This window comes from Pseudoalteromonas sp. NBT06-2, from assembly GCF_002276045.1.
GTDB lineage: Bacteria > Pseudomonadota > Gammaproteobacteria > Enterobacterales > Alteromonadaceae > Pseudoalteromonas.
On the sequence record NZ_NQMR01000060.1, the window covers coordinates 32,047 to 46,793 of the forward strand.

The 14,747-nt window shown below is 32.9% G+C and carries 16 protein-coding genes and 2 pseudogenes; 7 read left to right on the forward strand and 11 right to left on the reverse strand.

The window, feature by feature from the left end; genetic code table 11:
- Positions 1-73: 73 nt before the first annotated feature.
- The 5 genes from CJF42_RS13055 (at position 74) to CJF42_RS27505 (ending at position 3,422) form a co-directional block, all read left to right on the forward strand.
- Positions 74-841, forward strand: coding sequence for an SDR family oxidoreductase (locus CJF42_RS13055; protein ID WP_095367107.1), 768 nt, complete (start codon positions 74-76; stop codon positions 839-841).
- A 516-nt stretch (positions 842-1,357) separates the two neighbouring features.
- Positions 1,358-1,564 carry a hypothetical protein gene (locus CJF42_RS13060; RefSeq protein WP_095367108.1) on the forward strand — a complete coding sequence of 69 codons (207 nt, stop codon included), beginning with the start codon at positions 1,358-1,360 and terminating at the stop codon, positions 1,562-1,564.
- A 256-nt stretch (positions 1,565-1,820) separates the two neighbouring features.
- Complete coding sequence (locus tag CJF42_RS13065) at positions 1,821-2,288, forward strand: hypothetical protein (protein WP_095367109.1); 468 nt, start codon at positions 1,821-1,823, stop codon at positions 2,286-2,288.
- Positions 2,289-2,786: 498 nt separating this feature from the next.
- A complete protein-coding gene (locus tag CJF42_RS27500; RefSeq protein ID WP_170940604.1) occupies positions 2,787-2,969 on the forward strand; it encodes a hypothetical protein in 183 nt (60 codons plus the stop codon).
- A gap of 309 nt (positions 2,970-3,278) precedes the next feature.
- Entirely contained in the window at positions 3,279-3,422 is a 144-nt protein-coding gene (locus CJF42_RS27505; RefSeq protein ID WP_170940605.1) for a hypothetical protein, read from the forward strand.
- 41 nt (positions 3,423-3,463) lie between these two features.
- Here the strand turns inward: CJF42_RS27505 and CJF42_RS13075 are convergent, their stop codons facing one another.
- From CJF42_RS13075 to CJF42_RS13085, 3 genes and pseudogenes are all read right to left on the reverse strand, one after another.
- On the reverse strand, positions 3,464-3,973 hold the full coding sequence (locus CJF42_RS13075) for a hypothetical protein (RefSeq protein WP_095367110.1): 510 nt from the start codon (positions 3,971-3,973) through the stop codon (positions 3,464-3,466).
- A gap of 50 nt (positions 3,974-4,023) precedes the next feature.
- A pseudogene (locus tag CJF42_RS13080) lies at positions 4,024-4,122 on the reverse strand (type II secretion system protein); the annotation flags it as partial.
- A 409-nt stretch (positions 4,123-4,531) separates the two neighbouring features.
- Positions 4,532-4,804: a hypothetical protein gene (locus CJF42_RS13085; RefSeq protein ID WP_095367111.1), complete on the reverse strand. Its 273-nt coding sequence runs from the start codon at positions 4,802-4,804 to the stop codon at positions 4,532-4,534.
- A 139-nt stretch (positions 4,805-4,943) separates the two neighbouring features.
- On the opposite strand from CJF42_RS13085, the gene CJF42_RS13090 reads away from it, so the two are divergent.
- Complete coding sequence (locus CJF42_RS13090; RefSeq protein WP_095367112.1) at positions 4,944-5,345, forward strand: MAPEG family protein; 402 nt, start codon at positions 4,944-4,946, stop codon at positions 5,343-5,345.
- Here CJF42_RS13090 and CJF42_RS13095 read toward each other — a convergent pair.
- From CJF42_RS13095 to CJF42_RS13105, 3 genes are all read right to left on the reverse strand, one after another.
- Positions 5,342-5,806: a GNAT family N-acetyltransferase gene (locus tag CJF42_RS13095; protein ID WP_095367113.1), complete on the reverse strand. Its 465-nt coding sequence runs from the start codon at positions 5,804-5,806 to the stop codon at positions 5,342-5,344. The genes CJF42_RS13090 and CJF42_RS13095 overlap by 4 nt on opposite strands.
- Before the next feature lie 83 nt (positions 5,807-5,889).
- Positions 5,890-6,918, reverse strand: a complete 1,029-nt coding sequence (locus tag CJF42_RS13100; protein WP_095367114.1) for a lytic murein transglycosylase — start codon at positions 6,916-6,918, stop codon at positions 5,890-5,892.
- A 63-nt stretch (positions 6,919-6,981) separates the two neighbouring features.
- Entirely contained in the window at positions 6,982-7,872 is an 891-nt protein-coding gene (locus tag CJF42_RS13105; protein WP_095367115.1) for a LysR family transcriptional regulator, read from the reverse strand.
- 165 nt (positions 7,873-8,037) lie between these two features.
- Here CJF42_RS13105 and CJF42_RS13110 point away from each other — a divergent pair, with 165 nt between their 5' ends.
- Positions 8,038-9,531, forward strand: a complete 1,494-nt coding sequence (locus CJF42_RS13110; RefSeq protein WP_252097602.1) for a CoA-acylating methylmalonate-semialdehyde dehydrogenase — start codon at positions 8,038-8,040, stop codon at positions 9,529-9,531.
- A gap of 442 nt (positions 9,532-9,973) precedes the next feature.
- Here the strand turns inward: CJF42_RS13110 and CJF42_RS13115 are convergent, their stop codons facing one another.
- The 5 genes and pseudogenes from CJF42_RS13115 to CJF42_RS27510 all read right to left on the reverse strand — a co-directional run.
- Positions 9,974-12,538 (reverse strand): efflux RND transporter permease subunit, encoded by a 2,565-nt coding sequence (locus tag CJF42_RS13115; RefSeq protein ID WP_095367117.1) that lies wholly within the window; start codon positions 12,536-12,538, stop codon positions 9,974-9,976.
- A gap of 403 nt (positions 12,539-12,941) precedes the next feature.
- Positions 12,942-13,166: pseudogene (locus CJF42_RS13120) on the reverse strand (transposase); the annotation flags it as partial.
- An 89-nt stretch (positions 13,167-13,255) separates the two neighbouring features.
- Positions 13,256-14,050, reverse strand: a complete 795-nt coding sequence (locus CJF42_RS13125) for an HD-GYP domain-containing protein (RefSeq protein WP_095367118.1) — start codon at positions 14,048-14,050, stop codon at positions 13,256-13,258.
- 13 nt (positions 14,051-14,063) lie between these two features.
- Positions 14,064-14,438: a DUF1987 domain-containing protein gene (locus CJF42_RS13130; protein ID WP_095367119.1), complete on the reverse strand. Its 375-nt coding sequence runs from the start codon at positions 14,436-14,438 to the stop codon at positions 14,064-14,066.
- A gap of 1 nt (position 14,439) precedes the next feature.
- On the reverse strand, positions 14,440-14,747 hold a 308-nt coding region (locus CJF42_RS27510; protein WP_212668816.1), incomplete at its 5' end, for a DUF6272 family protein.

A 14,747-nucleotide genomic window follows, 5' to 3' on the forward strand; every position in this document is an offset into this window, starting at 1 on the left:
TAATTTCATAAGGTTTTTTACTATAAAAATATCAAAACGATACATTGTAATAAAATTATTAAAAAGCATTTTTATGAATATAAAAAATAAAACAATCGTAATCACTGGTGGAGCGCAAGGTTTAGGTTTTTCTATGGCTAAATCTTTTATAAAACAAGGTGCACATATTGCCTTGATAGATATGTGTAATCAACAATTAGATGATGCCGTTATAGAATTAAGCTCTGATATAAACAAAGTTATTTCATATGTCGCTGATGTGACAAAAGAAGATGAAGTGATCAAAACATTTAATTTAATCAACAATGACTTTGGCTCGATAGATATTTTAATTAATAATGCAGGTATTACACGAGATGGTATGTTGGTTAAAGTGAAGGATGACCAAGTTGTAGAGCGGATGTCTCTTAAACAGTTTCAGTCTGTTATTGATGTGAATTTAACGGGAGTATTTTTGTGTGGTAGAGAAGCTGCATCTTATATGATTGAAAATTCCGAAGTTTCATCGGGTGTGATTATAAATATGTCTAGTATTTGTCGTGCTGGTAATATAGGACAAACAAATTACGCAGCGTCAAAAGCTGGGGTGGTTGCATTAACAACGACTTGGGCTAAAGAGTTAGGCCGATTTAATATCCGTGTTGGTGCGATCGCCCCTGGAGTTATCGATACTCAAATGACTAGAGCAATGAAACCTCAAGCACAAGATAGAATGATACAAGGTACTTCTGTAGGTAGGTTTGGTTCAGCCGACGAGATTGCCCATACTGCACAATACATAATAGAAAATGACTTTTTCACTGGACGTGTGATTGAGATAGATGGTGGTATTAGAATTTAATCATTAATATTTTTAAGAAAGAGAATTTCTATGGCACAATATTATTAATTTTATCATCATTAATTTTTAGTTATAACAGAAATAAAAATCGTTCTATATTTATAGACCATTATGAATTTATTTTATTTACTCGCAGTTATTAACTTTTTTGTCGAAATGGGTTTAGTGGATTTTACACTATACACCAACTGAAGCGATGACAACACCAACGAGTGCACAACTAGGAGTAAAAATAGCCTGGAAAATCAATAAAAAACTAAATTCCTTGACTGATGCCCTTCACTCAAGTTAGATTTTATTGAGCGTTACTGTTAGACAAAAATTGACCGGTTTCACTATATTACACAAAACTACATGTTTTATATTAAATAAGCACTAAACTTTACAGTTGTGCATACGCAATTTTAAATTTTTAAAGGTAGGAAAGATGAAAAGTATCTTGAATAAACTATCAATTAATAAAACTATTATTTTTTATCGGTTTTTATTTTTAGCTTACAAGCTATTTACGGATTGATGATTAATTCTAGTATCAATATTATGGGTTATCATATCACCCAAATTGAAACCCAATACATTCCTCTAACTAAAGACATAACGTTATTAACAGAGCGACAGTTAAAACAAAAAATTGTATTTGAACGTGATTTTGGTTATACCGCTGTAATCAATGAAGAGGATAGTGATCTTAAACATTTTAACGAAGCAAAAAATAAATTTTGACAATTACCAAATAAGATCGAGAATGGCATAGAATATTTTATAAATATTTTATAAATATTTTATAAATATTTTAGTAAGTGATAAAAGTGTGGCGGAAGAAGTTGACTTGGTTTCTGCGGCTATGGCTTCAATGGAATTAGCACGACATGCAGAAAGTGCCTTCATTTTTAGCAAAGCAACTTAAAAGTAACATCGAAAAATTCAAGTTAATATAATTTTTAAATACTAATTAAATATATAATTACAGAAGGTTAATATGAAAATTAAATCTCTAGCCATTGCGAGTGTATTATATACCCTAATCCCAACTTTGGCGAATGCTTCATCTACTGAACATCACCATTTCCCTGGCATATTTATTGGTGCAACCACTATCGATAGTGAAACAGACTTTTCATATGGTTTTGAATATGAATATAAAGTATCTAAATTGTGGGGAGCAGGATTTGTTTTTGAAAAAACCGATGACGCACACCACGGTGATGGCATTGACGTTAAATTGGCCTCTTTGTATTTACACCCTTGGAAAGAATTAAGAGTAGGGGTTGGTTTTGGTAAAGAAAAAGTTGGTGGTCACCATAGTCATGAAGAAAATTTGCAACGTATCTCGGTTAATTATGACTTTCATGTTGCTGGCTTTGGTATAGCCCCAACAATAGCGATAGATTTTGTTGATGGCGAGAATGCAACAGTATTAGGGCTCTCATTTATAAAATCTTTTTAATATCAGATATTCTGAGGTATTGAATATTAAGTGGGGGATATACCCAAGCCACTTGATAATACTTGTTTCAGAATTTATCAGGTGAGTTAGTACAAGGCACATCATTTTAGCAATGCTTATTGCCTTTCAAACTGATGTAACGTAGTGATTACTTACCAGATAAATTCACTACGGGCGGGTTTTAAATGGTCAACTACCGCGTTATTTATGTTGATAAGGGAATAAACATTACCTGAAATAAATGTCTTGTATTTGACCATTTAAACTCCCGCTGAAATCATGCATTTCCAAGTAGCTTGGGTATATGGTTAAATTCACTCTTTTTAAAAAGTTAACAATTGATATATACCCAAACCACTTCAAGATGCAGGATTCAGTTGGAATTAGAAATGCTTTAGGCAAGGCATTGATTGAAGAACATGGTTATTCCCTTTTCAAAATCAATAACGCTGCATAAAGTATTTATAAACCAACCTTACAGGGACTTCTGAGCAAATCATGCTCGTTGTTGCCTGCATGGATGTAGGTACTAGAGCAATGCAGGAGCATATTGCCGGTCCATCTTTTTTTAAGGGAGTAACCATTAATGCAAAGATGCGCCTAGATCATGAATTGCTCAGCAGTCCTGAACCTCACATCTTGAAGTGGCTTGGGTATATACGCACTAATGTTCGCTTATAGTGATAAATTGTCGTTAATACCTATGTAAACGGTCTCATTATAGTTCGTTTGAGTCTGTGGAGATGCTTCGCTTTAACCAAAAGAATATCAATTGTCAGATTGATTTGATCTAAAAGCACAATTAAGTGTCAAGTTTTAATCCGATACTTAATTAGGATACTCAAACCACTTCAAGATGCCCGATTCAGTTGAAATTAGAGACGCTTTAGGTAAGACATTGATTGCAGAAAATAGTTATTCCCTTTTCAAGATCAATAACACAGCTTAAAGCCCTTCTAAACCAAATCATAGGGGACTTCTGAGTAAATCATGCTCGTTGTTGTCTACATGGATGTAGGTACTAGAGCAATGCAGGAGTATATTGCTAGTCCATCTTGTTTTAAGGGAGCAACCATTAATACAAAGGTGTGCCTAGATCATGATTTTCTCAGGAATTCTGAAGCTCGCATCTAGAAGTGGCTTGGGAATACCTTGTTGTGTTTTAAACCAACCTTTTAGATGTTTAATAGACGCTTTATCTCGACGTTCCAACTTATTAAAAGGGAAAAGTATAAGAAAGTAGCTGTGCGATTAACACCTATCGCCTGTCGCGATAAGTGTAATTGCCGGTGGCTCAACCTTACCAGAGGGTAGCAAAGACGCATTGACATAAGTGATATAACAACCACTAGCAATATAATATCAACAACTCTTCGATCACTTGGTGCGTCATTTGGTGCAGGTCGTAATTCAGCCAATGTATCAAGAGTCACATAAAAGGTCTTACTTGTAAAATCTCCCATAGCAAACCAGTCATCACTATTAATATCTACCATCGTTTTTAAATCATCAATGTTACCGCTAATATAATTTAAGTCTGGATATCCATAAGTTATAGCGGTGCCATTAACTTCTGCACCTGAAATATTATGCTTTTCATTCAAACCGATATTATTAATTAATGCTTTGCCATGAAACATCCCACTACTAGACGATAAATTGCCTTTTAATGCTTGCAGTGCCACCAGGTTAGCATCACTTGTTAAACTAATAAACTAATAAACTAATAAACTAATAAACTAATAAACTTAGGCGCAGCAGTTGTAGCTAAAACACCAAGAATAACAATAACCAGAACTAATTCAATTAAGGTAAATCCATTTTTAGCTTTGATAGTAAACTGCATGATGTAAACTCTGTAAGTGATTTAATAGCAACTAATTATAGCGTTTCTTTCATTTCAATATAATCCCTAAAGTATTGAGCTAAGATAAGTAATACGAAATAAACTGTCACAATTATTTTACAGCTCAGCCTTTAATGACCATTTTAGGCTAAAAATCGTCCAAAGTTATCGTTTATGATTATTGTAATTTTTTGTGACAAAGAACTAAATAGCTCACGCGATAATGGTGCAGACTCTTTTTCGCACTACCTGCAATGATTTTTCTATCTTTAATTATGAAGTGTTTTTCATCATGTAAAATAGGTGCCGACCTCATGAATTTGAGTCCTATGAGCACTCATAATTTATAGGTCAAAAATAGATTCTGTTTAAAGTAGAGCATCTATAAATGAACTTATTAAAAACAAATTTGTTCATTTTTACTAAATAACTTAAACCCCTTAGGTGTTAACTGGTAATAACATAATGCATTATTTTTTATAGGTAATTTACGAATTAATTTTTCATTTATTAAAAATTCGATAACACTGTTATGAAAATTACGCTGCTCATATGTTACTTGTATGTTTTTATGAATATCACTAAATGTTATCGTTTTACTGAAAGGGTAAGCCTTGCTTAACTCAGAAAGGATTGATTTACAAAAAGTATTAAAGTCTAAATTTTCCATTAATGGTTTATTATTCCTTTGCTAATAAAACGATAATAAAAATAAGGTTAGTATTTAACAGTACTTATTAACTATATGTTGCTAACCCTTTAAAATTCTATAATAATCATGAACATTACAAATAACAAAGAACTTTATTATGTTAATCGCAATGTTTATGATGGTACTACTTACTTTGATTATTGGAATAGTGACAGTAACTGTTAGAATTAAAAATGTTAAAAAAAGCAAGATTAGTCGAAAATATTTTAGACTAATGCAAGGTGAAAATCTACCTGATGTAGTAATCAAAACAACACGTAATTTCAATAATCAGTTCGAGCTACCTGTGTTGTTTTATGTAGTATGTACTTTATTTATATCATTAAAAATCGAAAGTGAGTTTGCTTTATACATTGCAATAGTTTTTGTAATATCTCGTTATTTTCATGCTGTAATACATATTACTTATAATAATGTAATACATCGTATGATCAGCTTTTTTATAGGGTTTATTTGTGTAATAGCCATGTGGGTTAATCTTGTAATCATACAAAGCTAATCTGTTAATTCATGTAATATCATAGGAATATCTTTAACCCCTTTATTCTCTCGAATGCCTGCTATGGGCTTAAATCCTAGTTTCAAATAAACGGACTTTGCATTTAAAGCAGAATTAACAGTAAACTTACCTACATTACCATTTTTAAAACATACGCCTTTTGCATACAACCATAACTTTTTAGCTATCCCTTTACCTTGATATGTATCAGCTACAAACATGTGAAATAAATGACTATTATCTCTAATCGCAATAACACCCACTAAAACATTATCATCTTTTATTATATGGTAAAGGTAATTAGTATTCATGTATTGAGTTAAAGAATTTGGCTTCATTGATTCTATGAGTAACTCAATACCTTGGTCAGAGCAATTAGGGGCGATGTACTTTAACGATAAACGGGAAATTAATTCACTTATCTCATTTACATCTTTATGTGTTGCTTGTTTTATGAACATTTGATTGTCATTTCCAAGTTGCAAGGGTATAGTGAGGTACGCTCAGCTAACAATTCTAAACGGCTATTATTGTACTGGATTAATTACTTAAACTTATCAGCTAATAAACCAATTGTTAAAGCATAACTGTTGGCACAGTTGTAACGTAAAATTGTTCGGAAGTTATCATAAGTTAAGAATGCTTTACCACTTTCGCCATCCGGTAATACCAGTGTTGCTTTTAAGTCTACATCAGGTAAGTCTTTCAGATTTAAACGGCGTATTCCGTGATCATTCCATTCTTTAAGCGTCAGTTTTTCTGTATGTGTTCTTAAAGCACGACAGCCTTTTTCAGGTTTTTCTGCTTTTACAGTTTTTAGCCAAGTAGCTGCATTCTCAGGTAAAGTAACTTCACGGCCCCAAGTTTGATTATCGTTCCAACCAAAATGTTTTAAGTAATTCGCGATAGATGCAAATACATCTGCGTGATTACCCCAAATATCTTTTTTACCGTCACCATCAAAATCTTGTGCAAATCGTAAGAAACTTGATGGCATGAATTGACCTTGCCCCATAGCTCCGCTCCAAGAGCCTTTCATATCTTTCAGAGCAATATGGCCTTCATCTAAAATAGTTAGGGCGTTAAGTAGCTCTTTTCTGAAGTATGCAGCACGGCGTTTATCGTAAGCTAAGGTAGCAAGAGAGCGGATAATGTCATTTTTTCCCATATAATTGCCGTAATTTGTTTCTAGACCCCAAAAAGAAAGAATAAATCGTGGTTGAACACCATAAGATTCACCAATTTCTTTAAGTAAGGTACCATGTTTTTTTTGCATTTTAGCGCCCATTTTCAGTCTCCATTGAGACAAACGCTTTTGACTATATTTTTTGAATGTACGTTTAAATTCAGGTTGTGATCGGTCACTTTTAATTGCTTTAGGATAAAGTTTTAAATCAGTTAAAGCGGCTTTAATTGTTTCATCTGTAATGCCTTTTTGTTTTGCTTCAGTCCGTAATTCTACTAACCATTGATCAAATGGAGGAACAGTGTCTTTTGCGTTTGCTTTAAAGTTTATGATTGTATTGATAGACAATGATAGTAGACCGACCGTAAAAACTTTTGAAATTTTCATGAGATATTTGCCTTAAAAGTTAAATCAAATGACTATTGGCAATAGTCATTTTAAAATAAAAAATTACTGACCTAACAATAATGGTTCAGCTTTTTGAGTTGCTATTTTAAGATGTTGCCAAAGTTTTTCAACTCTGGCTAATTTTTTGCGTTCAATGGGTGCTGCCATCCAAAAACTGCGTATAATGTTAATGTCGCTTTCTAGTACTGGTAATAAGTTGTCTGCATTAGCAGCCAAAAAACAAGGTAATATAGCTAAACCTAAACTATTTTCAACTGCTTTAAACTGTGCAATAACACTGGTACTTCTAAATACAGGTTTTACTTTTTCTAAGTACCTGTCTAAATAACACAGTTGATCACTAAATATTAAGTCGTCAACGTATCCTATCATTGCATGATTTGAAAGTTGAGATAAACAACTGATATCACTATTTTTAGCTATGTATTCTTTACTTGCATACATTTTAAGGCGGTAGTCACATAATTTTGTAACAACGAGTGATTTGTTTTCTGGTTTTTCAACTGTAACAGCTAAATCAGCTTCATATTGCGTGAGCTTAACTAACCGCTGTAAAGGCAATAGGTCGATTGAAATTTGTTTATGATCTCTATGAAATGGTGTTAATTGCTCAGTAATAAAGTAACTACCAAACGCATCTGTGGTACCAATTCTAATATTTCCTTTGTCTTCAAGATTTTTGCCTTGCAAAATATCAAGAGTGGCAACTGTTTTTTTCTCAATTTCTAACGCAGTTGTTAATAATTCGTGTCCGTGCTCTGTTAATGTGTGTCCAGTAACACTTCTATCAAAAAGTTGTGTGCCTAATTCAGTTTCTAATTTATGAATTCGCCTAGAAACTGTGGACGGATCAATATTTAATCGCTTTGAGGCCATAGTTAAAGTTTCACTTCTAGCTACTTCTAAAAAGACTTTTAAATCGTCCCAATTCATTTTATTTATTCAATATTGTTATCCCTTGCATATATGCAAGGCTGCCTTGCACTAAGGTCTCTTGTCAAGGATATTCATACCCTCTATGCTAATAAAAATCGTTTATTACTTTTTATTGATAAATTGTAATGAAAATAGAGATAAATAAAAGGAAAAACCATGCCAATACGCCGCGTTCCAATGATCATCAATGGTGAGAAAATAGACTCTACATCAGGTAATTGGATAGATGTTTTAAACCCAGCGACGCAAGAGGTTGTTGCACAAGTTCCTTTTGCGACACTTGATGAAGTTGATGCTGCAATTGAAAATGCGCATGAAGCTTTTCAAACGTGGAAATTGGTACCTATGGGCCAACGAATGCGTATTATGCTTAAGCTTCAAAACCTAATACGTGAAAATACAACAAAACTTGCTGAATTGATCACGTTAGAGCATGGTAAAACGTTACCAGATGCTGAAGGTGAAGTCGCGCGTGGTTTAGAAGTAGTAGAGCACGCATGTTCAATTACTACTTTACAATTAGGTGAAATGGCAAATAATGTTGCTGGTAATGTTGATGTACACACATTACAAAAACCATTAGGTGTTGGCGCGGGTATTACTGCATTTAACTTTCCAATTATGCTTCCTTGTTTTATGTTTCCGTTAGCATTAGCTACTGGTAATACATTTGTATTGAAACCTTCTGAGCAAGACCCTTCTTCTTCTGTATTTTTAGTTGAATTAGCATTGGAAGCGGGTATTCCACCAGGTGTACTTAATGTTGTTCACGGCGGTCCAGAAGTCGCTAATAGGTTATGTGATCACCCACTAATTAAAGCAGTATCATTTATCGGTTCTACACATGTAGGTAAACACATTTACGAACGTGCAAGCACACATGGTAAGCGTGCGCAGTCTATGGTTGGCGCAAAAAATCACGCGATAGTGATGCCTGATTGTGATAAAAATCAAGCTATCAATAATATCTTAGGTGCAGCATATGGTGCAGCTGGTCAGCGTTGTATGGCTAATTCCGTTGTTATCCTAGTTGGTGAAACACGCAGTTGGGTTGATGAAATTGCGAGTCGCAGTCATGAAATGAAAATTGGCCCAGGTACTGATCGCTCAGCCGATTTAGGCCCTGTTGTAAATCCACAAGCGAAAGAGCGTATTATTAAGCTGATTACTTCAGGTGTAGCGCAAGGTGCAACGCTATTAGTTGATGGGCGAGATTGTGTTGTTGAGGGTTATGAAAAAGGTAATTTTGTAGGTCCAACAATGTTTACCGATGTAACAACTGATATGGATATATATACACAAGAAATATTTGGTCCAGCATTATTAATTTTACAAGCTGAAACTTTTGAAGAAGCGATAAAATTTATTAATGATAACCCATTTGGTAATGGTGCTTCTATCTTTACAAGCTCAGGATATTATGCGCGTCGTTTCGAAAATGAAGCAGATGCGGGTCAATTAGGTATAAACTTACCAATTCCGGTACCAGTTGCATACTTTAGCTTCACTGGTTCACGTGGTTCTAAATTAGGTGATTTAGGACCTAATGGTAAACAAGCTATTTCTTTTTGGACGCAAACTAAAACAGTATCTACACGTTGGTTCGCTCCTGATCATCAAGCAGGCGAAGTAAATACAACTATCTCGATGAAGTAGTTATCATTATTCTATGATAAATGTATTGAATTTTAAGCCACTCGATTTGAGTGGTTATTTAATTTGAAAATACATAATAAAAATACTTATACCGATCTTACTTCAAATGCATGTTTCAGAGCTATCTGAGCGAGCCCAATTTAAGGCGTATTGATGCAAGAATGTAGGCACCTTACAAACCAACGCGACGATGAAGTGGGCTTACTCAGAAGCTCGGTCTCTGCGAGTTTAAACAGGTTTTTGCTGCGGTTATTAATTTTGCTAAGGGAACCACCATTATCTTCAATTAAGACCTTATCTAAATCCTGTTTAATTCTCGCTGAAATCTAGTATTTTGAGATATCATAGGTATAACTATAAGCTGCGTCCAAACTGAAGAAATGTTTGTGTTAACATTTGTTGTACTTCTTCTTTAGATAAGCAATCAGAAAGTAGATCATCATTAATTTAATACTTGGTTTTCTATACTCTTTGGCTGGCAAGTATTATCACCTAATGGCTTAAATTTTATTAATAATAAGGGTAATAGCGATAAATTAGAAATTAATGCAAATATCATAGAAAAACCTGTTAATAAGCCAAAGTAAATTGAAGGCATAAAGTTAGAAAAGATCAATATTGAAAAACCGAGTGTAATTGTAATCGATGTATAGTACATAGCACGGCCAATACTACTATGGCTTTTTATTATTGCTTGCTCGTAATCACCACACAGTTGATATTCAATTTTAAACCTATGTACGTAATGTATTGAATTATCCACTGCTATTCCTACGCAAATTGATGCGATTGTGATTGTCATCATATCTAATGGTATACTAAACCAACCCATAATGCTTAAAACCATGCTTGCGGCTACAAGATTTGGAATTAAGGTAATTAACGATAAGCTTATGTTTTTATATAATAAAACAAACATGATTAAAATGCTAAAAAATACCATGCCTAAGGTTTGTATTTGAGAACTGAATAAGCTTTTCAACATATTATTATATAAAACCAACATACCGGTTAATTGAATTTGCTCTTCTTTCAAATCGAATTTATTGACTAATCCACGTTTTATATTTTTGAGTAATTCATCTCTTTTAAGGTTTTTGTCAGATTCAAAGACCCTAATACTGAATCTAATTTGATTGCCATTTTCAGACAGATATGGGTCAAATAAAACAGACTTAACAGAATCTGGTAATTTAGAATATATTAGTGAAAGTTTAAAATTATCAGTTTTAGTTTCAGGCTCTAAATCGTTTATCAATTGCATACCTGATGCTAACGACAATATTTTTCCAGTTTGTGGCAGCTTATCTAAAAATTTATGATACTGTGCGACTTCTTCTAACATAACAGGATTAAACCAATAGCTGGCGGTGATACCTGTGGGTTTGTTTTGCTCTAATTCATTAAATTCATCTTCTTCAAAACCAAATTCATCAAAGAAATCATCTTCGATGTCTTCTGCAATATTAGGATCTCTTTTTTCAATGGTAGGTTCGATAGGAGCATTTATCACAACATCTAATGGTGTTGTTCCGCCAAGTTTATTATCTATTAATGACATGCCTTGGTGTATTTCTGTTGAGGGTTTAAAATAGTCAATAAATCGATTTTCAACAGATAAATATCTAAAGCCAAAAATACTAATGGCAATAATAATAAAATATAAGACAAGTACAGGCACTTGAACTTTGATCAATTTTTTTGCAAAAGAGAGTGTGAGTTGCTCCGTTAAATTTTTTTGATTAACCACTTTACCTGGCTTTAATAACATCAATGCAGCTGGAAACAAGGTAAAAGCCATAAGAAATGCAATAGAAACACCTATTGTCATCATCCAACCAAAATCAATGACGGGTCTTATATCGCTTACAACCAGCGAACCAAAAGCGACAATTGTTGTAGCTGTTGTAAATAAGCAAGGTACAAATTTTTTCTGTATGGTTTTTGATACTAAAGTGAATTGTGATACTTGAGGATACTTCCAGTGTAACTCTTGATACCTGACAATTAAATGTATGGTTAATGAAAGCGTTAATATTAGCATGAGAGAGATAAAATTTGATGATACTATCGTAACAGGCCAGTCAACTAAACCTAAGAAGCCAACCATGATTATTCCTGATACGATGCAACATAATAAAGGTAATACAACCCAGCGAACTTTAGCAAATGCAATTGATAAAGTGAGTAAAATAAATAATACAACAACAAGACCAAAGTTGATTAAATCATGACGGATAAAAGCAATGGAATCAGATGTGATCATAGGGACTCCCCCTAAATGGAGTTGAGCATTATCACTATGTAAAGCCATAATTTGACGAACATCCGTTATTAACTGGGCTTGTTTATTTTGCATAACTTTTAAATGCGCCGAGTATAGAGTATTTATATTGTTAAGTTGTTTCTTAATAACGTTACTACTTGGTTCTTCCTGAATATTTTTTTTAAGATATATCCGTTTTTGCTGAAGTAACTGATTAGCTTTATCTGGCTTTATATATAATAAAAGGGCGGTTGTTTTACTATCGCTACTTATAAGCAAGTTTTTAAAAAGAGGGCTTATTAATAACTCTTTTTTAGCTAAGTTTTTATTAATATTAGGGTCTAATAAAGTGGGGATATGATCTACTAATGACTTTAAAGTAACGGGAGGGCTATTTATTAAAGGCACGTTTAATACACTAATTATTGACTCTAATTGATTTACCTTCATCAGTCGTTCAGACATTTTGATTAAATCATCGATAGTAGACTGAGCAAATAAGTCATTTTTTGGGGTATAGGTCATAATGAGAAAATCATCAGAACCATATTGTTGCTTAATTTCACGATAAAATTTGAGTGCATTATCGTTTTCAAGTACTAATGTATCACTTGAAGCATCTAATCTAAAATTAGGAATGTGAGAAGCAAAAAAAACAGTCATTAAAAATATTATAAAACAAACAACTTTTGGTTTATTTAAAATTGAATTTTTATAGATACCGGCTAAGTCAAAAAACATCACTATCCCTAATATTGCTTTTCATTAACTTGAGTATGACAGTAAATGAAAAAATGACGTAATTCTTATTTTAAAAATATAAATCCTGAATTTACAAGTCAGGTTTTTGTTATAAATTGATGTAGAAGCAAGGATCTCTAGTGTTTAACGTGATGAGAAATATAGCGATAACGTTATTTAAGCGAGATACAATTAAATCGTAAGTATGGCGAGGAAAAATAAAATGGCAGAGCTGACTATAATTGAGGGCGTTCATAATTCTGTGTCAGCGAATAAATTCTAAATATCAAGTACGCGGTCTAAGCGCCCTCCAAAATAAATAGCCAACTGATATAAACAAAGGTTCCAATTGTGAATTGGCATTGTCAATTTTTCTGTGGTATTTGATATGCCTGCATATAGTAATTTCAGCAAGCCAAACAATTGGATAATGGCTATCCAGAGGGGATTGTTGCCATTGCTCAAATTCAGGAATAAGTTTATCGGTCACACTACTAATAATACCTGTTGAAACGTTTACCTCATAAATATCTTCAACATGTTTATTAATATCTCGATAACTCATTCCCGCGCTGAACATAGAAAGTACTTTTGTATTAATTTCATCATTTAAAGTTGTTTTATTTTTTAATGAGCTCAATAATTACCGCTCGGTCCCTCTCAAAACTGTTGAATTAATTTAATAACACAAGGTAAACTCTAAAAACAATCATAACATTACTCTATAAATACATCCTGATATTGTCCTCTGATTTTATAGAATTCATCTAGATTATCCATAAATATATCGATTAAAACGGGGTCGAAATGGGCTCCTTTTTGCTCGTTAAAGAGTGCTAACAACTTATCATCGTCCCAAGCTTTTTTATAAACTCTATCGCTCCCTAAAGCATCAAAAACATCGGCTATCGCAGTAATTCTACCGTATATATGAATATCTTCACCTTTTAGGCTTCTAGGATAACCAGAACCATCATATTTTTCATGGTGTTCATAGGCAACAATCGCTGCTGTTTTTAACAACTTACGTTTAGAATGTTTTAACATGCTATAACCTATTGTCGCATGCGTTTTCATTACTTCATATTCTTCGACAGTTAATTTCCCTGGTTTATTTAGAATAGCATCTGCTATACCAATTTTTCCAATGTCATGCATAGGAGAGGCTAACTTTAATTGTTCAGCTTCTTCCTCAGGCAACCCATATTTCACAGCCAAAAGTTTAGAGTATGCAGCTACTCTTTTTACATGATTGCCAGTTTCTTTACTTCTACTCTCGCCAACAGCCCCCATAGTAAATATAATTTCAATTTGAGTTTTAATAATTTCATCTTGTAATGATTTTATTTCGAATAATTGTTCTTCTAAAACATCATATTCTGCTTTTTGTCTTTTATCACTTCGAGCCATTATTTTGTCTTGTCTTTTTATATCTTTAACTAACTTTTCAGTTACAGACAAAAAATTAGACTTTAATAGGTCTATCTCAGAGATCAGCTTATTCTCATTCATCACTATTAATCACCTATTTTTTGACAAGTTGTATATTAAGTGATTCAAAATCTTCAATGAAATCTTCCCCAGCTTCTTCTGCGCTTTCATTTTCTTCATCGTAGATCCAATTAATATCGATTTTAAAATCTCCGCTGTGAGCTTCTAATATATCAAATAAATCAAAAAATAATTTTGAACTACTCGAGTTAAAATATGAAATTTCAAAATTTAAGATAAATTCTCTTGAACTACCTTCTAAAAAAAAATCTTCTATCCATTTTAATACTTGAGCATAAAATTCAAATGTATTCTCAGGGTAAGACTTACCAACAAATGATACAGTTCCACTACTATCCATTATTATATTTGGTGTATATTTGCTGGCAGCTATAGTTAGATTATCCATATTAAGCCTCTTTATTTTCGTAAGATATATTTGCTTCAAAGTAAAATAAATACAAATCAGTCTCTGTTTTTGTAAACTTATAGTTAAGACTGCTACAGCGCTTTGCTATTTCATAAAAACCGATTCCAGCCCCTTTTCCATGTTTATTCCTACCACTTCGCCTTAGCTCTCTATATTTTTTTTTAATATCGGTCTTATCTAATTTTTGGATTTCGCTTAATGTCGTTTCTATTACCTCTTTATCTTTATCTGAAATTAAATTTTGGCTATCAATATAGAAAATACTGTCGGTTTTCTTACCAACAATGA